Below are 18,033 nucleotides of genomic sequence, written 5' to 3' on the forward strand. Positions count from 1 at the left end.
AAAACAATAACTTTGGGGAAAGAAAAAGAATGGAAAAATTAATACCAAGGCATACTGAGATACTGCAGGAGCTGGAAAAGAAAGATTATGTTCTCGTGCAGGAATTATGCGAAAAGTATAATGTTTCTTCCGTTACCATTCGAAAGGATCTGAACTATTTAGAAAGCTTGGGTCTTCTTTTTCGAAATCATGGAGGTGCAAGCAAGCATGTGAGGTATGCGTACGAAAAGAACGTAGATGAAAAGGAGAATATTAATGTAGAGGCTAAGCAGAATATTGCCAAGGCGGCAGTGAAACTTATAGAAGAAAACGATTGTATTATTCTGGCTTCAGGAACTACAATGCATTATCTGGCAAGGATGCTGGTGAATTTCGGTCGTCTTACTGTGCTTACGTCATCGCTGAGAGTGGCACTGGAGTTATGTAATAATCCTAATATAAATATTATACAATTGGGGGGTGAGGTTCGTAAAAGTTCTACATCGATCGTGGGTTCTATATCCGAAACAATTCTTGCTCAGTTTTCATGCAATAAATTATTCCTGGGGGTAGACGGCATTGATATGGATTTTGGAATCAGTACTTCCAATGCAGCTGAAGCACACCTCAATCAATTAATGATAGAATGTTCCGATAAAGTGATGATATTGGCGGACTCATCCAAACTAAACAAAAAAGGCTTCGGTAAGATTTCTTCTTTAGATAAAATAGATTATCTGATTACCGATGATGGCATACTGGAAGAGGATAAAAAGAGGCTCGAAGAAATAGGTCTGAGTGTTATCACGAAGTAGTCATGCTATGTTCTATGCTCTGGTTAGATTCGGGCTTGAAAAGTAATTTATTTTGTAAACGACTAAAAATCAAAATATTTTGCTGTAAAAATTTGTCAATCTAAAAATTATCCATAAATTTGCACACTCATTTTAGGGGAAAAGTATGCCCATCTCAAACGTGGAAATTACTTTAGCTTGCTGAAAATGAGGATAAATAAAGGATAAATTTTATTATAACATAAACAATGTCAGGTATTATTGGTAAAAAAATCGGTATGACGTCTTTGTTTAACGAAGAAGGAAAAAACATTCCTTGTACAGTTATTCAAGCTGGTCCGTGCTCGGTTTTACAGGTCAGAACCATTGAAAAGGACGGATACAAGTCAGTTCAATTAGGTTTCGATGACAAGAGTGAAAAGAACGTTGGTAAAGCGTTAGCTGGCCATTTTAAAAAGGCTGGTTCTGCTCCTAAAGCTAAATTGGTAGAATTCTACAGAGAATTCGTTGATGAAGTAAAAGTAGGAGAAGAAGTAAAAGTTGATTTATTCGCTGAAGGTGAATATGTTGACGTAACAGGTACTTCTAAAGGTAAAGGTTTCCAAGGTGTTGTTAAAAGACACGGATTTGGAGGTGTAATGCAAGCTACTCATGGTCAGCACAACAGACTTAGAGCTCCAGGTTCTATCGGTGCTGGATCGGATCCTTCGAGAGTATTCAAAGGAATGAGAATGGCGGGTAGAATGGGAGGTAAGCAGGTAACTGTTCAAAACCTTCAAGTATTAAAAGTGGATCAAGAACAAAATCTTTTAGTAGTAAAAGGTGCTGTTCCGGGAGCTAAAAATTCTTATGTAATTATCAGAAAATGGAACTAGTAGTATTAAATACATCAGGAAAAGAGACCGGAAGAAAAGTAACTCTAGACGAAACAGTATTCGGAATTGAGCCAAATCAGCACGCGGTTTACTTAGAAGTTAAGCAATATCTTGCCGCTCAGAGACAAGGTACTCATAAATCAAAAGAAAGAAGCGAAATTACGGCTTCTACTAAAAAGCTTAAGAAGCAAAAAGGATCTGGATCTGCTAGATATGGTGATATTAAATCTCCAACATTCAGAGGTGGAGGTAGAGTATTCGGACCAAAACCGAGAGACTACAGATTCAAATTGAACAAAGCTCTTAAGAGATTAGCAAAAAAATCTGTTTTATCTCAGAAATTGAGAGATAACAGTATTAAAGTATTAGAGGCTTTCAATTTCGAAACTCCTAAAACTAAAGAGTTTATCAACATCAATAACGCTTTAGGATTCGAAGGTAAAAAATCTCTTTACATCTTAGATGAAGCAAACAAAAATGTTTATTTATCTTCAAGAAACCTACCTAAGACTAAAGTTCTTGCTTATAACGAAATTAGTTCTTATGACCTAATCAATGCAGGTGAGATCGTATTCTTAGAAGGTGCTATCGAGAAATTCCAAGAAAATTTAAAGAAATAAGTCATGTCTATTATTATTAAACCAGTTATTTCAGAAAAGGCTAATTACCTTACAGATTTAAGAGGTTCTTATTCTTTCTTAGTGGATACTAAGGCGAATAAAATCCAGATCAAAAAAGCTGTTGAAGCAGCTTACGGTGTAAAAGTAGCAGACGTTAACACAATGATTTATGCTCCGAAGGTTTCTTCGAAATACACTAAAAAAGGTCTTCAAGTAGGAAAGACAAACAAATTGAAAAAAGCGGTAATCAAACTTGCTGAAGGTGAGGTTATCGATATTTTTGCTGTAAATTAATTATTAATTATAAATAATAGTAATGTCTGTTAGAAAATTAAAACCTATCACCCCGGGACAGAGATTCAGAATTGTAAATAATTTTGAGGAAATTACTACCAACAAACCAGAGAAATCTCTAACAGTTGGTATTAAAAAGTCAGGTGGACGTAACCAAACAGGTAAAATGACCATGCGTTACACCGGAGGTGGACACAAAAAGAAATACAGAATTATCGACTTCAAAAGAAACAAACATGATGTTGAAGCAACGGTAAAATCTGTAGAATACGATCCAAACAGAACTGCATTTATCGCTTTATTAGAGTACGCAGATGGAGAGAAGAGATATATCATCGCTCCAAACGGTATTAAAGTTGATCAAAAGGTGATTGCAGGAGAAAGCGTAGAGCCAAATATCGGTAACGCAATGAAATTGAAAAATATTCCATTAGGTACTGTTATTTCTTGTGTTGAAATGAAGCCTGGACAAGGTGCTATTTTAGCAAGAAGTGCTGGTTCTTCAGCTCAATTAACTTCAAGAGACGGAAAATATGCAATCATCAAATTGCCTTCAGGAGAATCTAGAATGATCCTTACTGAATGTTATGCAATGATTGGATCTGTTTCTAACTCTGATCACCAATTAACAGTATCAGGAAAAGCTGGTAGAAGCAGATGGTTAGGTAGAAGACCAAGAACAAGAGCGGTTGTAATGAACCCGGTAGATCACCCAATGGGTGGTGGTGAAGGACGTTCTTCAGGAGGTCACCCAAGATCTAGAAACGGTAAACCGGCTAAAGGTTACAAAACTAGAAAGAAAAACAAAGTGTCTAACCGTTACATCGTATCTAAAAGAAAATAATTATGGCAAGATCACTTAAAAAAGGACCGTTCATTCATCATACTTTAGATAAGAAGGTTCAGGCAAATATAGAGTCTGGTAAGAAGACAGTTATCAAAACTTGGTCTAGAGCATCGATGATCTCTCCGGACTTCGTAGGACAAACTATTGCTGTACATAACGGGAAATCTTTTATCCCTGTATATGTTACAGAAAACATGGTTGGTCACAAGTTAGGCGAATTTTCTCCAACAAGATCTTTCAGAGGTCATGGTGGTAACAAAAACAAAGGAAGCAGATAATCATGGGATCAAGAAAACAAGATAGTTCAATCGCAAGAAAAGAAGCTAACAAAGACGTTGTAAAGGCTTCATTAAACAATTGCCCGTCTTCTCCAAGAAAAATGAGATTAGTTGCTGATATCATCAGAGGAGAGCAGGTAGATAAAGCTCTTTATATCCTTAAATATTCTAAAAAAGAAGCATCTAACAAGTTAGAGAAATTACTTCTTTCTGCTATGGCAAACTGGCAGACGAAAAACGAAGGTTCGGATATAGAAGAAGCTAACCTTATCATTAAAGAAATATTCGTGGATAGTGCAAGACAATTGAAGAGACTAAGACCAGCTCCACAAGGTAGAGGTCATAGAATCAGAAAAAGATCTAACCACGTTACACTAATCTTAGGTAATAAAGAAAATTAATCAAGGTATGGGACAGAAGACAAATCCAATTGGTAACAGATTAGGTATCATCAGAGGATGGGATTCTAACTGGTTTGGTGGAAACGATTATGGAGACAGAATCGCTGAAGACTACAAAATCAGAAGATACCTTGAAGCTAGATTATCTAAAGGTGGAATTTCAAAAATCTTTATTGAAAGAACATTAAAATTAGTTACAGTTACTATTACTACTGCTAGACCGGGACTTATCATCGGGAAAGGAGGTCAGGAAGTTGATAAATTGAAAGAAGAGTTGAAGAAATTGACTGGTAAGGATATTCAGATCAACATTTTCGAAATCAAAAGACCTGAGCTTGATGCAGTATTAGTTGCTGATAGCATTGCTAAGCAAATTGAAAACAGAATTTCTTACAGAAGAGCTGTTAAAATGGCTATTGCAAGCACAATGAGAATGGGTGCAGAAGGTATCAAAGTTCAGATCTCTGGTAGATTGAACGGAGCTGAAATGGCAAGAAGCGAATCTTTCAAAGACGGAAGAATTCCTTTATCTACTTTCAGAGCTGATATCGATTACCACATTGCAGAGGCTCATACTACTTATGGTAGACTTGGGGTTAAAGTTTGGATTATGAAAGGTGAAGTTTATGGTAAAAGAGAACTTTCTCCTTTAGTAGGACAACAGAAAAAAGGACCTTCAGGAGGAGGAAACAGAGGAGACAGAGATAACAGAAGACCTTCAAGAGATAAAAAAAATAATTAATAAAATTTTAGAGGATAGTTTTTAAATGACCGTTACTTTTTTAAAATCTAAATTCTAAAATCTAAAATTTAAGAAATTATGTTACAACCAAAAAGAACCAAATTCCGTAGAGTTCATAAGATGAAGATGAAGGGGATTGCTCAGAGAGGTAATCAACTTGCTTACGGAACTTTCGGAATCAAAGCTACAGAAGGAGCTTGGATCACTGCAAGACAGATTGAAGCTGCGCGTATCGCTGCGACAAGATATATGAAGAGAGAAGGTCAACTATGGATCAAAATTTTCCCGGATAAGCCAATTACTAAAAAACCAGCTGAAGTAAGGATGGGTAAAGGTAAAGGTGCTGTGGAATATTGGGTAGCTGTAGTAAAACCAGGTAAAATTATGTTTGAAGTTGGTGGTGTACCTTACGAAATCGCTAAGGAAGCTTTAAGACTTGCTGCTCAGAAATTACCGGTAGTGACCAAATTTGTAGTTGCGAACGATTTTGTTAAACCTCTATAATCTTTGAATACAATGAAAAAAGCTGAAATTAAAAATCTAAGCGCAGAAGATATTCAAGCTAAATTGACTGAAGCTAAAGCTGAGTTCTCTAAAATGAAATTAGCTCACAAAATCAGTCCTCTTGAAAATCCAATTCAAATCAGAGATTTGAGAAAGACAATCGCAAGACTAAATACAGAGTTAACCACTAAACAACAATAAGATTTTCATACATTATGGAAAGAAACTTAAGAAAAGAAAGAATCGGAATAGTTTCCAGCAATAAAATGGAAAAGACCATTGTTGTAAGTGAGACTACTAGAGTGAAACACCCGATGTACGGTAAATTCGTATTAAAAACGAAAAAATATACTGCACACGACGAAAACAACGAATGCACAGAAGGAGATACAGTTCTTATCCAAGAAACTAGACCAATGAGCAAGAGTAAAAGATGGAGATTAGTAAGAATCATTGAAAAAGCTAAGTAATGTTACAAACAGAATCAAGATTAAAAGTTGCTGATAACACAGGTGCTAAAGAAGTATTGGTTATCAGAGTTCTGGGAGGAACCAGAAGAAGATATGCTTCAGTTGGTGATAAAATCGTAGTTACGATCAAAGATTCTACACCATCAGGAAATGCTAAAAAAGGTCAGGTATCTAAAGCTGTAGTAGTAAGAACTAAAAAAGCAGTTAGAAGAAAAGATGGATCATACATCAAATTCGAAGATAACGCTTGTGTATTACTAAACGCAGCAGGAGAAATGAGAGGAACACGTGTTTTCGGACCTGTGGCTCGTGAGTTGAGAGACAAAGAATATATGAAAATCATTTCATTAGCTCCTGAAGTACTTTAATTTTTAAAATTTTTAAAAGAAAATGTCAAAGTTAAAAATAAAAAGAGGAGATAACGTAATCATTACTACTGGTAAGAAAGATATCAAAGGTAAGACTGGTGAAGTTATTGAAGTGATCAAAAAAGAAGGTAGAGACCCTAGAGTAATTGTTGCAGGACTTAACATCATTAAGAAACACGTTAAGCCTTCAGCTTCAAATCCTCAAGGAGGAATCGTTGAAAGAGAAGCTTCTATTCATATCTCAAATGTAGCTTTAGTTGGTAAAGACGGTAAAGCTGTAAAAGTAGGTTACAAAACTGAAGGAGATAAGAAGGTAAGAATCAACAAAAAAACGGGTGAAACTTTATAATTTTAAATAACACATGGAATATATAGCAAGACCCAAGAAAGCATATAAAGAAACAATTGTTCCTGCAATGATGGAAGAATTTGGGTACAAATCTGTAATGCAGGTGCCTAAATTGGAAAAAATCATCTTATCTCAAGGATTAGGTGATGCTACTGCAGACAAAAAGATCATTGATTATGCTGTAGAAGAACTTACAAACATTACTGGTCAAAAGGCCGTAGGTACTATCTCTAAGAAAGACGAAGCTGCTTTCAAATTGAGAAAAGGAATGCCTGTAGGAGCTAAAGTTACTTTAAGAGCGAATAAAATGTATGAGTTCTTAGACAGACTTACTTCTTCTGCTTTACCACGTATTAGAGATTTTTCTGGTATCAAAGCTGATGGTTTCGATGGTAGAGGTAATTATAACTTAGGTATTACTGAGCAAATTATCTTCCCTGAGATCGTAATCGACAAAGTGAAAAAAATCCAAGGGATGGACATCACTTTCGTTACAACTGCGAAAACAGATAAAGAAGCGAAAGCATTATTAACTCACTTCGGTTTACCATTTAAAAAGAACTAAGAAATGGCTAAAGAATCAATGAAAGCGCGTGAGCGCAAAAGAGAAGCACTAGTTGCTAAATACGCTGACAAAAGAAAAGCTTTAAAAGAAGCTGGTGATTATGAAGCACTTCAGAAATTACCTAAAAATGCTTCTCCTGTAAGATTACACAACAGATGTAAACTAACAGGTAGACCAAGAGGATACATGAGAACGTTCGGAATTTCCAGAGTAACTTTCAGAGAAATGGCAAACAACGGTCTTATCCCAGGAGTTAAAAAGGCTAGTTGGTAATCATTAATCAATAATCGGGACAATTAAGTTGTCTGGATACTAAAGAAAAAAATATCAGACCTAAGATTTCTGAAGTCTGATATTTTACTCTTCAAGTCCTTTCAATACTGATTGTTCTTCAACCAATAATTTAAAATAGAAAAATGGTAACAGATCCAATTTCAGATTTCCTAACCAGAGTAAGGAACGCACAAAGCGCAGGCCACAAAGTGGTGGAAATTCCTGCATCGAAAATCAAAAAGGAGATTACGAAAATCTTATTTGATCAAGGGTATATCTTAAACTTCAAGTTTGAAGATAACGCTGTTCAAGGGACTATCAAAATCGCTTTAAAGTATGACAAGCAAACTAACAAACCAGCTATTAAATCTATCCAGAGAGCTTCAAGACCAGGTTTGAGACAGTACAAAGGTTCTGCTGAACTTCCAAGAGTATTGAACGGTTTGGGTGTAGCTATTATCTCTACTTCAAGAGGAGTAATGACAGATAAGAAAGCTAGAGAAGAGAAAGTAGGCGGTGAAGTAATCTGCTATGTTTATTAATTTTTAATCAAAGGAAAATGTCAAGAATTGGTAAAGCAATTATAACAATTCCTGCTGGAGTTACCATCACTGAAAATAACAGTGTAGTAACTGTAAAAGGTCCTAAAGGAGAACTTACTCAGGAACTTACAGAAGGAATTACTTTAGAACAAAAAGATGGAGAACTGAATGTAAACAGACCATCTGATTCTAAACAACACAGAGCGCTTCACGGTTTATACAGAGCGTTAATCAACAACATGATTGTTGGTGTATCTGCAGGTTTCGAAAAGAAACTAGAACTTGTAGGGGTAGGATATAGAGCATCTCACTCAGGTCAAAAACTTGAGTTGGCTTTAGGATTCTCTCACGGTATTACATTAGAGCTTCCTAGCGAAGTTAAAATTGATACATTGACTGAAAAAGGTAAAAACCCAATTATTACTTTAACGTCTTTCGACAAGCAACTTCTTGGAATGGTGGCTGCGAAGATCCGTTCATTCAGAAAACCTGAACCATACAAAGGAAAAGGTGTAAGATTCGTAGGTGAAAATGTTAGACGTAAAGCTGGTAAATCTGCTTAATAAATTATAAGAAAATGGCATTAAGTAAATTAGAAAAAAGAATAAGAATCAAAAGAAGAGTAAGAGGAAAAATCTCTGGATCTTCTGAATTGCCAAGATTATCGGTATATAAGAGTAATAAGGAAATTTACGCTCAGTTAATCGACGATAAAGATGGTAAAACTTTAGTAGCTGCTTCTTCAAGAGAGAAAGGAGTAGACGCTAATGGAACTAAAATTGAAGTTTCTGCTGCTGTTGGTAAAGCTATCGCTGCTAAAGCTATCGCTGCAGGAATTGAAAATATTGTGTTTGATAGAAACGGTTTCGTATACCATGGAAGAGTGAAAGCTCTAGCTGATGGTGCGAGAGAAGGTGGACTTAAATTCTAATCATTAAATTTCGGAAAATATGTTAGGACTAGATAATATAGAAAGAGTAAAACCGGGAGGATTAGAATTAAAAGATCGTCTCGTAGCTGTAAACAGAGTAACAAAAGTAACTAAAGGGGGTAGAGCTTTCGGCTTTTCTGCTATTGTAGTTGTTGGAAATGAAGATGGAATTATTGGTTACGGTTTAGGAAAATCTAAGGAAGTTGCTTCTGCAATTGCTAAAGCAGTTGAAGATGCTAAGAAAAACCTTGTGAAAGTTCCTGTAATGAACCACACTATTCCTCACCAAACTACTGCTAGATACGGTGGTGCAGATATCTTCTTAAGACCTGCTTCTCACGGTACAGGACTTATCGCCGGTGGTGCGGTAAGAGCGGTATTGGAATCTGCTGGTATTCACGATATCCTTTCAAAATCTAAAGGATCTTCTAACCCTCACAACGTGGTGAAAGCTACTTTCAAAGCATTGTTAGACATCAGAAGACCTGAGGAAATTGCAAGAATGAGAGGAGTTTCTTTAACTAAAGTGTTTAACGGTTAATATAAAAACAATGGCAACAATTAAAGTAAAGCAAGTAAGAAGCGCTATTGGAAGAACGAAAACCCAAAAGAGAACGCTTGAAGCATTAGGATTTAAGAAACTTCACCAAGTTGTAGAGCACGAAGCTACGCCTTCTATTTTAGGAATGATAGCTGCAGTTAGTCATTTACTTGAAGTTCAAAAATAATTTTAAAAAGAAATTAAAATGAATTTAAACAACATAAAACCTGCTGCAGGTTCTACTTTTAATTCAAAAAGAATTGGTAGAGGACAAGGTAGTGGAAAAGGAGGTACTTCTACAAAAGGACACAAAGGTCAGAAATCTAGAGCTGGTTATTCTCAGAAGATCGGTTTCGAAGGTGGACAGATGCCTTTACAGAGAAGATTACCAAAATTTGGTTTCAAAAATGTAAACAGAAAAGAATATAGAGCTATTAACCTGGACTCTATCCAAACTTTAATAGAAAATAAATCTATCACTGGAGATATTACTAAAGAAGTTTTGGTAGCAAACGGTTTAGCTACTAAAAACGAAATAGTGAAAATTATGGGTAGAGGAGAATTGAAATCTGCGGTTTCAATCTCTGCTGACAAATTCACTAAATCTGCTGAAGAGCTTATTGCTAAGGCAGGTGGAAAAGCAATTACATTATAATAGTAACTAATGAAAGAATTTATACAAACCCTCAAAAATATTTGGAGCCTAAAGGAATTAAGAGATAAAATTCTTTTTACGTTAGGTATTATCCTTGTGTATAGATTCGCATCTTATATCTCTCTACCTGCAATTAACCTTGCACAAGTAGGAGATCTCTTAGAGCATTATAAAAGTCAAGGCGGTAACAAGCAAGGAGCAGGTCTCCTTGGCTTGCTTTCGTCGTTTACAGGGGGGGCTTTCAGCCACGCTTCTGTTATGGCACTTGGTATAATGCCTTATATTTCAGCTTCTATTATTGTTCAGTTGATGGGGATGGCTATTCCTTATCTTCAGAAACTTCAGAAAGATGGAGAGTCAGGTAGAAATACATTGAATCAAATTACAAGATGGTTAACAATCGGTGTGTGTTTAGTACAAGCACCTTCTTATTTAACTTCTATTACTCAATTATTTTTACCATATGCTCAGTTCCAGTCTGCATACTATGTAGAGCCAAATTCTATCATGTTCTGGTTACCAAGTATTGTTATTTTGGTTGCCGGTTCAGTATTTGCAATGTGGCTAGGTGAGAAAATTACCGATAAAGGAATAGGAAATGGTATTTCTATACTTATTATGGTAGGTATCTTATCTAGACTTCCAGAAGCATTTGTTCAGGAAATGGCCGTGCAGAACGGAAAAGGAGGGATGGGATCTATTATGATCCTTATTGAGGTGATATTCTGGATGTTGGTTGTTCTTTTAGCAGTAGTGTTATCTGTTGCTGTGAGAAAGATTCCAATTCAATATGTAAGCAGAGCACAAGCAAGAGGAGGTGTAAATAAAAATCTTATGCAGGGAGCAAGACAGTGGATCCCATTGAAAGTTAACGCTGCCGGAGTTATGCCAATTATCTTTGCTCAGGCATTGATGTTTGTTCCAGGTTTATTAACTAAATTTGATGAATCCAATACTTTTCTTGCAGGTTTCAAGAATGTTTTTAGCTGGCAGTACAATGTATTGTTTGCATTACTGATTATAATCTTTTCATTTTTCTATACTGCAATTACAATTCCGGTGAACCAAATGGCCGATGATTTAAAGAGAAACGGAGGTTTGGTACCGAAAGTAAGACCAGGAAAAGAGACGGCTGATTATTTAGATGATATTTTATCTAAAATTACCTTGCCAGGTGCAATATTTTTATCTATCTTTGCAATCCTTCCGGCAATTGTACACGGAAGCTTAGTTCAGACAGATGCGTTCGCCCTATTTTTCGGGGGAACGTCACTATTGATTATGGTTGGAGTTATTTTAGATACTGTTCAACAGATTAATACATATCTGCTGAACCATCATTATGATGGCTTAATGCAGTCTAAATTATCAAGAACGACTGGATATTAATTTATGGCGAAACAAAAACATATTGAACAAGACGGCGTAATAACGGAAGCACTTTCGAACGCTCAGTTCCGTGTAGAGCTAGAAAATGGGCATATACTTATAGCTCATATTTCTGGTAAAATGAGAATGCATTATATTAAACTTTTACCTGGAGATAAGGTAAAACTAGAAATGTCTCCCTATGATTTGACAAAAGGGAGAATTACTTTTAGATATTAAACAAACGCCAAATGGAGTCTTCGGGTTTCCATTTGGCTATTGTTAAAAAATAAATACTATCAAATGAAAGTTAGAGCATCAATTAAGAAAAGAAGCGCTGATTGCAAAATTGTACGCAGAAAAGGTGTACTTTTTGTGATCAACAAGAAGAACCCAAAATTTAAACAAAGACAAGGCTAATATTAAATTATGGCGAGAATTGCAGGTATTGATTTACCAAAAAACAAAAGAGGCGTTATCGGTTTAACTTATATTTATGGGGTGGGAAGAAGTACTTCTTCTGAAATCCTTAAAGCTGCCGGTATCAGCGAAGACAAGAAAGTCAACGAATGGAATGACGATGAATTGGCTGCAATTAGAACTTATATCTCTGAAAACATTAAAGTAGAAGGAGAATTACGTTCTGAAGTGCAATTGAACATCAAGAGATTGATGGACATAGGATGCCAACGAGGAATACGTCACAGACTAGGACTACCTTTAAGAGGCCAGAGAACGAAAAACAACTCTAGAACCCGTAAAGGAAAGAGAAAAACTGTTGCTAACAAGAAAAAAGCTAGTAAATAATCGTTAGGAATTATGGCAAAACAAACTAAAGTAGTTAAGAAAAGAAAAGTAAAAGTTGAAGCTATTGGTGAAGCGCATATTCAGGCTTCTTTCAATAACATCATCATTTCTTTAACAAATAAAAGCGGAGAAGTTATCTCTTGGGCATCTGCCGGTAAAATGGGATTCAGAGGTTCTAAAAAGAATACTCCATTTGCTGCTCAAATGGCAGCAGAAAATTGCTCTAATGTTGCTCATGAAGCTGGATTAAGAAGAGTAAAGGTGTTTGTGAAAGGTCCTGGGGCAGGTAGAGAATCTGCAATCAGAACTATTCACAATTCAGGAATTGAAGTTAGCGAAATCATTGATGTGACTCCAATGCCGCACAATGGATGTAGACCACCAAAAAGAAGAAGAGTTTAATTTTTAGAATTTACCCATTATGGCAAGATATATTGGACCTAAAACTAAGATTGCTAGAAAGTTTGGTGCTGCAATCTACGGAGATGATAAAAACTTCGAGAAAAGAAAAAACCAACCGCCAGGACAACACGGTCCTAACAAAAGAAGAGGTGCTAAGAAATCAGAATATGCAGTTCAGTTAGCTGAAAAACAAAAAGCTAAATATACTTATGGTATTTTAGAAAGACAGTTTGCAAACTTATTCGATAAAGCACACAGAAGTAAAGGTGTAACAGGTGAAGTTCTATTACAACTTTGCGAATCTAGATTGGATAACGTAGTATACAGATTAGGTTTTGCTAAAACCAGAGCTGGTGCTAGACAATTGGTTTCTCACAGACACATCACTGTGAATGGAGAACTGGTAAATATTCCATCTTATTTGCTTAAAGCTGGTGATGTAATTGCAGTAAGAGAAAAGTCTAAGTCTCTTGAAGTAGTTACTGATGCATTAGCTTATAAAGCAAACTATGAGTGGTTACAATTCAACGATGAGAAGAAAGAAGGTACTTTCGTATCTGCGCCTGAAAGAATCCAGATTCCGGAGGAGATCAAGGAACAGCTTATCGTCGAACTTTACTCTAAATAATTTTTTAATCAAATTTTTGCTCAACCCAATAATATGGCAATTTTACAATTCATAAAACCCGATAAAGTAATTTTACTTAACTCTGATGAATTTAAAGGTCAATTTGAATTCAGACCTTTAGAACCAGGTTTCGGGCTTACAATAGGTAATGCTTTGAGAAGAGTGTTGCTTTCTTCTCTGGAAGGATATGCTATTTCATCTATCAAAATAGAAGGTGTAGAGCACGAATTTTCAACTATTCCAGGAGTAATCGAAGATGTTACCGAAATTATTCTTAACCTTAAGCAGGTAAGATTAAAATCTATAGCGGAAAACCAGTCCAACGAGCAGGTTGTTGCTAAGGTTTCTGGTCAAACGATTATTACTGCTGGAGATTTAGGTAAATCAATCAACGGATTTGAGATCTTGAATCCTGAGTTGGTGATTTGCAACCTGAACAGTGATGTAACTTTCGAAATTACTTTCAATATAGAAAAGGGTAGAGGGTATGTTCCTTCTGAACAAAATAAGTCAAACAATGCACCTGTAGGTACTATTGCTATTGACTCTATTTTCACTCCAATTAAGAAAGTGCAGTACAGTATTGAAAATTATCGTGTAGAGCAAAAAACAGACTACGAAAAACTTGTATTAGATATAGAAACTGATGGTTCCATCAGTCCTCAAAATGCTTTGACAGAAGCTTCTAAGATATTAATTTATCACTTCATGTTGTTCTCTGATGAGAGAATCACGCTTGAAACAGAAGCTGTAAAAGCATCTATCCAATATGACGAAGAAACTCTTCACACAAGACAACTTCTTAAATCTAAACTAGCAGATATGGATCTTTCAGTAAGAGCTCTGAACTGTTTGAAGGCTGCAGAAGTTGAAACGTTAGGAGAATTAGTTTCTTACAGTAAGTCTGATTTGATGAAATTCAGAAATTTTGGTAAAAAATCTTTGACAGAACTAGAAGAATTAGTGCATTCAAAAGGTCTTAACTTCGGTTTCGACGTTGCAAAATATAAGTTAGACGCTGATAAATAATTAATAATGAGACACGGTAAAAAATTCAATCACTTAGGAAGGACAGCTTCTCACAGAAGTGCGTTACTTTCTAATATGGCTTGTTCTCTAATTGAGCATAAAAGAATCAACACTACTGTAGCTAAAGCTAAAGCTTTAAGAGTATATGTTGAGCCCCTATTAACAAAAGCAAAAGAAGATACTACACATAATAGAAGAACTGTATTTTCATATCTTCAAAATAAAGAAGCTGTTACTGAATTGTTCAGAACTGTAGCACCTAAAATCGCTGAAAGAAATGGCGGTTATACAAGAATCATCAAGACTGGTTTCAGACAAGGTGATGCTGCTGATATGGCTCTTATCGAGTTAGTAGACTTCAATGAGCTTTACAATCCTAATGCTGAAGAGAAAAAAGCTACAAGAAGAAGCAGAAGATCTACAACTGCTAAAAAGGCAGAAACTGTAGTTGCTGATGCTCCTGTAGTAGAAGAAAAAGTTGAAGAGCCTAAGGCTGAAGCAGCTGATTCTACAGAGGAAAAGACTGAAGAATAATATTCATTCAGATATAAATAAAAACCGTTCAGGACTCTGAACGGTTTTTTTATTTTTATATTTTGGTTCTTACTAATTCGATCACATTGTTTCCTTGCTCAAGGTGCAGGCTATCTCCTTTTACCCTTGCAGTCATGTCATCTTTTTTATAGACTGTTTCCCCATCTTTAGTTTCTTCTTTAGGAAGGGTAAACGTCTTTTTGTTACTGGTTATTGCTACTGTACTCTCTTTTGGATCATTTTTGAAAACTACTTTTACCAAGGATCCATCGGTTGCCTTATATACAAAATCTGTTTTTTCAATTCTTTTACCGTTTACGTCTATAATGGATGAACTTGCCGAAGCTGAATCTATCTTTCCATTTTGATCAGATACTGCTGATACTGAACTATCAGTTTTAATGATGTTTTTATTGCCATCGGTTGATTTTTTACAGCCTACTACTGCTAAAAGAAATATAGTGTTGAGTAAAATGATCGTTTTTTTCATGATTGATAAAGTTTAATATGAAGTCTTTAATTTTATTCTTTATTTTTACAAAAATCATGCCTTGCCCTATGAAATCTCACTATAAATATTTTCTTCTGATCATTCTGATTATGTCCTTTAATTCAATGTTTTCTCAAATAAAAAGAGATCAATTTGAAATTAAAGACGGTCATTTTTTATTGAATGAAAAAGAGTTTATTATCCATTCGGGTGAACTTCATTATCCTAGAGTGCCATCAGAGTACTGGAAACACCGTCTTCAGATGATGAAAGCAATGGGGCTAAACACGGTTACTACCTATGTATTTTGGAATTATCATGAAGAAGGTCCTGGAAAGTGGAATTTCTCCGGAGAAAAGGATCTGAAAAAATTTATAAAAACAGCACAGGAAGTTGGATTGTACGTGATTATTCGTCCTGGACCTTACGTGTGTGCAGAATGGGAATTTGGAGGATATCCATGGTGGTTGCAAAAGGATAAAAATTTAGAAATAAGGACCTATAACCAGCCCTTTTTGAAAGAGTGCGAAAAATATATTAATCAGCTGGCAAAGCAGATCATTCCTTTGCAGATCAATAATGGCGGACCTGTTATAATGGTTCAGGCAGAAAATGAGTTTGGCTCCTATGTTGCCCAAAGAAAAGATATACCATTGGAGCAGCACCGAAGATACAGCCATGAAATTAAAAATATGTTGGTTAAATCGGGCATTTCTGTCCCATTCTTTACCTCGGACGGAAGCTCCCTTTTTGAGGGCGGAGCGATAGAAGGTGCATTACCGACGGCCAACGGGGAAGATAATATTGAGACCCTTAAAGAGAAAGTGAATGCATATAACGGAAATAAAGGACCGTATATGGTAGCTGAATATTATCCGGGATGGCTTGACCACTGGGCCGAACCTTTTGTGAAAGTTCCTGTAGAAGATGTAGTAAAGCAAACTGAGTTATACATCAAGAATGGGGTGTCATTTAATTATTATATGATTCATGGAGGAACCAATTTCGGATTTACGAGTGGTGCTAATTATGATAAGAACCACGACATTCAACCGGATATTACAAGCTATGATTATGACGCTCCGATAAGCGAAGCAGGATGGGAAACTCCAAAATATACAGCACTACGTACTATATTTCAAAAACTGAATCCAAAAAAGCTTCCTGAAGTGCCTGCCCGGAAAAAGGTTATTACATTCTCACATGCAAAATTTTCTAAAACTCTTTCTATTTTTGATTTAATAGAGGGACAGAAATTTGTATCAGCAGAAAGACCCTATACATTTGAAGAACTGAATCAAGGTAACGGCTACGTTCTTTACCGGATAAAATTTGATAAAGATCATAAAGGGAAACTTGAAATAAAAGGGTTGAGAGATTATGCAAATATTTATATTGATAAGATTTGGAAAGGTGAATTGAACAGATACTATAAAAAATATGATCTTGATATCTCAATCAAGGCCGGGGAGACTTTGGATATCCTTGTTGAAAATATGGGACGGATCAATTACGGAGCTGAAATTGTACATAACCTTAAGGGAATTATAAGTCCTGTTGAAATCAATGGAGATCCTGTTAAAGGTCTATGGAAAATGTATTCGCTTCCTTTTGATAAGATACCTGAACTAAAAAATAAGTCGAAAGATATTCCTGAAAGGAGCCCTGTAATAAAAGAAGCAAAATTTCAACTCAAAGAAAAAGGAGATACTTTTCTTGATATGAGAAATTTCGGAAAAGGAATTGTGTTTGTGAATGGAAAAAATGTAGGGAGATACTGGAGCAAGGTAGGTCCCCAGCTTACATTGTATGTTCCTGGTGTATGGTTGAAAAAAGGAGAAAATACTATTCAGGTTTTTGAGCAGATTAATGATAAAAACATATCAGAAATTAACAGTGTAAGTACACCAGTTCTAGATGAATTGATTAAATAATCAAAAAAATATTATTTTAAATTAAGTGATATGATATCAGTCGTTAACTGAAAGAAATTGATTAACTTTAAAAGAAGAAAAACTAAATAAACCAACTCAAATTTAAAGATTACACAAAAGTGTAATTGATTCTGCTTTGTTTTCTGTAGATTTTTGTCTCAAATAAGTAAAGGACATGAGTATTTCAATAGCCATAGTAGAAGATGAAAAAAACTACAACAATGCGTTGAAGAAGGTCATCAATTATCAGGCTGATATGAAAGTCATTGCCCAGTTCTTTGACGGCAACGATGCACTGCATAATTTACCTCTTATTTCTCCGGACGTTGTGATGATGGATATCCAGCTTCAGGATATGCTTGGAATTGAAATCATTGAAAAAGTACGGAAAGATATGCCCGATACCCAGTTTATCATGTGTACAAGCTTCGAAGATGATGAAAAGATCTTTAATTCTCTAAAAGCAGGTGCAATGGGATATCTCATCAAAGGAGAAAGCATGGACAAAATTCTCGCCTCTATTCGTGATGTATACAATGGAGGTGCACCGATGAGCTTTTCTATAGCACGAAGGGTGCTAAATCATTTTGAAAAAAAGACAACCGATGTAAAAGAATTTGATGAATTGACGCATCGGGAAAAAGAAATTCTTGGACTACTTTCACAAGGCTTGTTGTATAAAGAAATTGCAGACCAAAAATGCATAAGCATGGATACGGTAAAAAAGCATGTTGGAAATATCTATCGAAAATTGCATGTAAGCAATAAAGTAGAAGCTATCAATAAATTTAACCACTTTAAAAACTAAAAAAC

General features: G+C 35.5%; 32 protein-coding genes. 31 read left to right on the forward strand and 1 reads right to left on the reverse strand.

Annotated features, from left to right (window positions below):
* Nucleotides 1-29: 29 nt before the first annotated feature.
* The 29 genes from AC0INN_RS13110 to rplQ all read left to right on the forward strand — a co-directional run bounded on the left by AC0INN_RS13110 (nucleotide 30) and on the right by rplQ (nucleotide 14,796).
* Entirely contained in the window at nucleotides 30-794 is a 765-nt protein-coding gene (locus AC0INN_RS13110; RefSeq protein WP_172284544.1) for a DeoR/GlpR family DNA-binding transcription regulator, read from the forward strand.
* 227 nt (nucleotides 795-1,021) lie between these two features.
* The gene (rplC, locus tag AC0INN_RS13115) at nucleotides 1,022-1,648 is read left to right on the forward strand and encodes a 50S ribosomal protein L3 (protein WP_007839520.1); all 627 of its coding nucleotides are present in this window, start codon (nucleotides 1,022-1,024) and stop codon (nucleotides 1,646-1,648) included.
* Entirely contained in the window at nucleotides 1,639-2,268 is a 630-nt protein-coding gene (gene rplD, locus AC0INN_RS13120; protein ID WP_172284542.1) for a 50S ribosomal protein L4, read from the forward strand. Before rplC ends, rplD begins: the two co-directional genes overlap by 10 nt.
* 3 nt (nucleotides 2,269-2,271) lie before the next feature.
* Nucleotides 2,272-2,562: a 50S ribosomal protein L23 gene (rplW, locus tag AC0INN_RS13125; RefSeq protein WP_042720941.1), complete on the forward strand. Its 291-nt coding sequence runs from the start codon at nucleotides 2,272-2,274 to the stop codon at nucleotides 2,560-2,562.
* A gap of 22 nt (nucleotides 2,563-2,584) precedes the next feature.
* On the forward strand, nucleotides 2,585-3,406 hold the full coding sequence (rplB, locus tag AC0INN_RS13130; protein WP_172284540.1) for a 50S ribosomal protein L2: 822 nt from the start codon (nucleotides 2,585-2,587) through the stop codon (nucleotides 3,404-3,406).
* Nucleotides 3,407-3,408: 2 nt separating this feature from the next.
* Nucleotides 3,409-3,687 carry a 30S ribosomal protein S19 gene (gene rpsS / locus AC0INN_RS13135; protein ID WP_002983209.1) on the forward strand — a complete coding sequence of 93 codons (279 nt, stop codon included), beginning with the start codon at nucleotides 3,409-3,411 and terminating at the stop codon, nucleotides 3,685-3,687.
* Nucleotides 3,688-3,689: 2 nt separating this feature from the next.
* Nucleotides 3,690-4,088: a 50S ribosomal protein L22 gene (gene rplV / locus AC0INN_RS13140; RefSeq protein WP_172284538.1), complete on the forward strand. Its 399-nt coding sequence runs from the start codon at nucleotides 3,690-3,692 to the stop codon at nucleotides 4,086-4,088.
* 7 nt (nucleotides 4,089-4,095) lie between these two features.
* Nucleotides 4,096-4,830: a 30S ribosomal protein S3 gene (gene rpsC / locus AC0INN_RS13145; RefSeq protein ID WP_172284536.1), complete on the forward strand. Its 735-nt coding sequence runs from the start codon at nucleotides 4,096-4,098 to the stop codon at nucleotides 4,828-4,830.
* A 78-nt stretch (nucleotides 4,831-4,908) separates the two neighbouring features.
* On the forward strand, nucleotides 4,909-5,334 hold the full coding sequence (gene rplP, locus AC0INN_RS13150; RefSeq protein ID WP_172284535.1) for a 50S ribosomal protein L16: 426 nt from the start codon (nucleotides 4,909-4,911) through the stop codon (nucleotides 5,332-5,334).
* 12 nt (nucleotides 5,335-5,346) lie between these two features.
* Nucleotides 5,347-5,535, forward strand: coding sequence for a 50S ribosomal protein L29 (gene rpmC, locus AC0INN_RS13155; RefSeq protein WP_172284533.1), 189 nt, complete (start codon nucleotides 5,347-5,349; stop codon nucleotides 5,533-5,535).
* A gap of 11 nt (nucleotides 5,536-5,546) precedes the next feature.
* Entirely contained in the window at nucleotides 5,547-5,804 is a 258-nt protein-coding gene (gene rpsQ, locus AC0INN_RS13160) for a 30S ribosomal protein S17 (protein ID WP_052186088.1), read from the forward strand.
* Nucleotides 5,804-6,172 (forward strand): 50S ribosomal protein L14, encoded by a 369-nt coding sequence (gene rplN / locus AC0INN_RS13165; protein WP_007839504.1) that lies wholly within the window; start codon nucleotides 5,804-5,806, stop codon nucleotides 6,170-6,172. Before rpsQ ends, rplN begins: the two co-directional genes overlap by 1 nt.
* A 22-nt stretch (nucleotides 6,173-6,194) precedes the next feature.
* Nucleotides 6,195-6,521: a 50S ribosomal protein L24 gene (rplX, locus tag AC0INN_RS13170; protein ID WP_172284531.1), complete on the forward strand. Its 327-nt coding sequence runs from the start codon at nucleotides 6,195-6,197 to the stop codon at nucleotides 6,519-6,521.
* Between the two features lie 13 nt (nucleotides 6,522-6,534).
* Entirely contained in the window at nucleotides 6,535-7,086 is a 552-nt protein-coding gene (rplE, locus tag AC0INN_RS13175) for a 50S ribosomal protein L5 (RefSeq protein WP_039364081.1), read from the forward strand.
* Between the two features lie 3 nt (nucleotides 7,087-7,089).
* Nucleotides 7,090-7,359 carry a 30S ribosomal protein S14 gene (rpsN, locus tag AC0INN_RS13180; RefSeq protein ID WP_007839501.1) on the forward strand — a complete coding sequence of 90 codons (270 nt, stop codon included), beginning with the start codon at nucleotides 7,090-7,092 and terminating at the stop codon, nucleotides 7,357-7,359.
* Nucleotides 7,360-7,502: 143 nt separating this feature from the next.
* On the forward strand, nucleotides 7,503-7,901 hold the full coding sequence (gene rpsH, locus AC0INN_RS13185; RefSeq protein WP_172284529.1) for a 30S ribosomal protein S8: 399 nt from the start codon (nucleotides 7,503-7,505) through the stop codon (nucleotides 7,899-7,901).
* Between the two features lie 17 nt (nucleotides 7,902-7,918).
* Nucleotides 7,919-8,464, forward strand: coding sequence for a 50S ribosomal protein L6 (gene rplF / locus AC0INN_RS13190; RefSeq protein ID WP_172284527.1), 546 nt, complete (start codon nucleotides 7,919-7,921; stop codon nucleotides 8,462-8,464).
* Nucleotides 8,465-8,478: 14 nt separating this feature from the next.
* Nucleotides 8,479-8,832, forward strand: coding sequence for a 50S ribosomal protein L18 (gene rplR, locus AC0INN_RS13195; protein WP_172284525.1), 354 nt, complete (start codon nucleotides 8,479-8,481; stop codon nucleotides 8,830-8,832).
* A 19-nt stretch (nucleotides 8,833-8,851) separates the two neighbouring features.
* A complete protein-coding gene (rpsE, locus tag AC0INN_RS13200) occupies nucleotides 8,852-9,373 on the forward strand; it encodes a 30S ribosomal protein S5 (protein ID WP_172284523.1) in 522 nt (173 codons plus the stop codon).
* Nucleotides 9,374-9,383: 10 nt separating this feature from the next.
* Nucleotides 9,384-9,560: a 50S ribosomal protein L30 gene (gene rpmD / locus AC0INN_RS13205; protein WP_007839493.1), complete on the forward strand. Its 177-nt coding sequence runs from the start codon at nucleotides 9,384-9,386 to the stop codon at nucleotides 9,558-9,560.
* An 18-nt stretch (nucleotides 9,561-9,578) separates the two neighbouring features.
* Entirely contained in the window at nucleotides 9,579-10,028 is a 450-nt protein-coding gene (rplO, locus tag AC0INN_RS13210) for a 50S ribosomal protein L15 (RefSeq protein ID WP_172284521.1), read from the forward strand.
* A 9-nt stretch (nucleotides 10,029-10,037) separates the two neighbouring features.
* Nucleotides 10,038-11,417, forward strand: coding sequence for a preprotein translocase subunit SecY (gene secY, locus AC0INN_RS13215; RefSeq protein ID WP_172284519.1), 1,380 nt, complete (start codon nucleotides 10,038-10,040; stop codon nucleotides 11,415-11,417).
* A 3-nt stretch (nucleotides 11,418-11,420) separates the two neighbouring features.
* Nucleotides 11,421-11,636 carry a translation initiation factor IF-1 gene (infA, locus tag AC0INN_RS13220; protein WP_034684855.1) on the forward strand — a complete coding sequence of 72 codons (216 nt, stop codon included), beginning with the start codon at nucleotides 11,421-11,423 and terminating at the stop codon, nucleotides 11,634-11,636.
* A 63-nt stretch (nucleotides 11,637-11,699) separates the two neighbouring features.
* Nucleotides 11,700-11,816, forward strand: a complete 117-nt coding sequence (gene rpmJ / locus AC0INN_RS13225) for a 50S ribosomal protein L36 (protein WP_007839480.1) — start codon at nucleotides 11,700-11,702, stop codon at nucleotides 11,814-11,816.
* 9 nt (nucleotides 11,817-11,825) lie between these two features.
* Nucleotides 11,826-12,203 (forward strand): 30S ribosomal protein S13, encoded by a 378-nt coding sequence (gene rpsM / locus AC0INN_RS13230; RefSeq protein WP_040993540.1) that lies wholly within the window; start codon nucleotides 11,826-11,828, stop codon nucleotides 12,201-12,203.
* 12 nt (nucleotides 12,204-12,215) lie between these two features.
* Complete coding sequence (gene rpsK, locus AC0INN_RS13235) at nucleotides 12,216-12,605, forward strand: 30S ribosomal protein S11 (protein WP_089028777.1); 390 nt, start codon at nucleotides 12,216-12,218, stop codon at nucleotides 12,603-12,605.
* Between the two features lie 19 nt (nucleotides 12,606-12,624).
* Nucleotides 12,625-13,233, forward strand: coding sequence for a 30S ribosomal protein S4 (gene rpsD / locus AC0INN_RS13240; protein WP_172284517.1), 609 nt, complete (start codon nucleotides 12,625-12,627; stop codon nucleotides 13,231-13,233).
* Nucleotides 13,234-13,266: 33 nt separating this feature from the next.
* Nucleotides 13,267-14,262 (forward strand): DNA-directed RNA polymerase subunit alpha, encoded by a 996-nt coding sequence (locus tag AC0INN_RS13245; RefSeq protein ID WP_172284507.1) that lies wholly within the window; start codon nucleotides 13,267-13,269, stop codon nucleotides 14,260-14,262.
* A 6-nt stretch (nucleotides 14,263-14,268) separates the two neighbouring features.
* Nucleotides 14,269-14,796 carry a 50S ribosomal protein L17 gene (gene rplQ / locus AC0INN_RS13250; RefSeq protein WP_172284505.1) on the forward strand — a complete coding sequence of 176 codons (528 nt, stop codon included), beginning with the start codon at nucleotides 14,269-14,271 and terminating at the stop codon, nucleotides 14,794-14,796.
* 55 nt (nucleotides 14,797-14,851) lie between these two features.
* Here the strand turns inward: rplQ and AC0INN_RS13255 are convergent, their stop codons facing one another.
* Entirely contained in the window at nucleotides 14,852-15,286 is a 435-nt protein-coding gene (locus tag AC0INN_RS13255; RefSeq protein WP_273650547.1) for a hypothetical protein, read from the reverse strand.
* Between the two features lie 68 nt (nucleotides 15,287-15,354).
* On the opposite strand from AC0INN_RS13255, the gene AC0INN_RS13260 reads away from it, so the two are divergent.
* Nucleotides 15,355-17,220: a glycoside hydrolase family 35 protein gene (locus AC0INN_RS13260; RefSeq protein WP_306613529.1), complete on the forward strand. Its 1,866-nt coding sequence runs from the start codon at nucleotides 15,355-15,357 to the stop codon at nucleotides 17,218-17,220.
* Nucleotides 17,221-17,395: 175 nt separating this feature from the next.
* Nucleotides 17,396-18,028 (forward strand): response regulator transcription factor, encoded by a 633-nt coding sequence (locus tag AC0INN_RS13265; RefSeq protein WP_273650549.1) that lies wholly within the window; start codon nucleotides 17,396-17,398, stop codon nucleotides 18,026-18,028.
* Nucleotides 18,029-18,033 lie beyond the last annotated feature (5 nt).

The organism is Chryseobacterium subflavum (genome assembly GCF_055762745.1).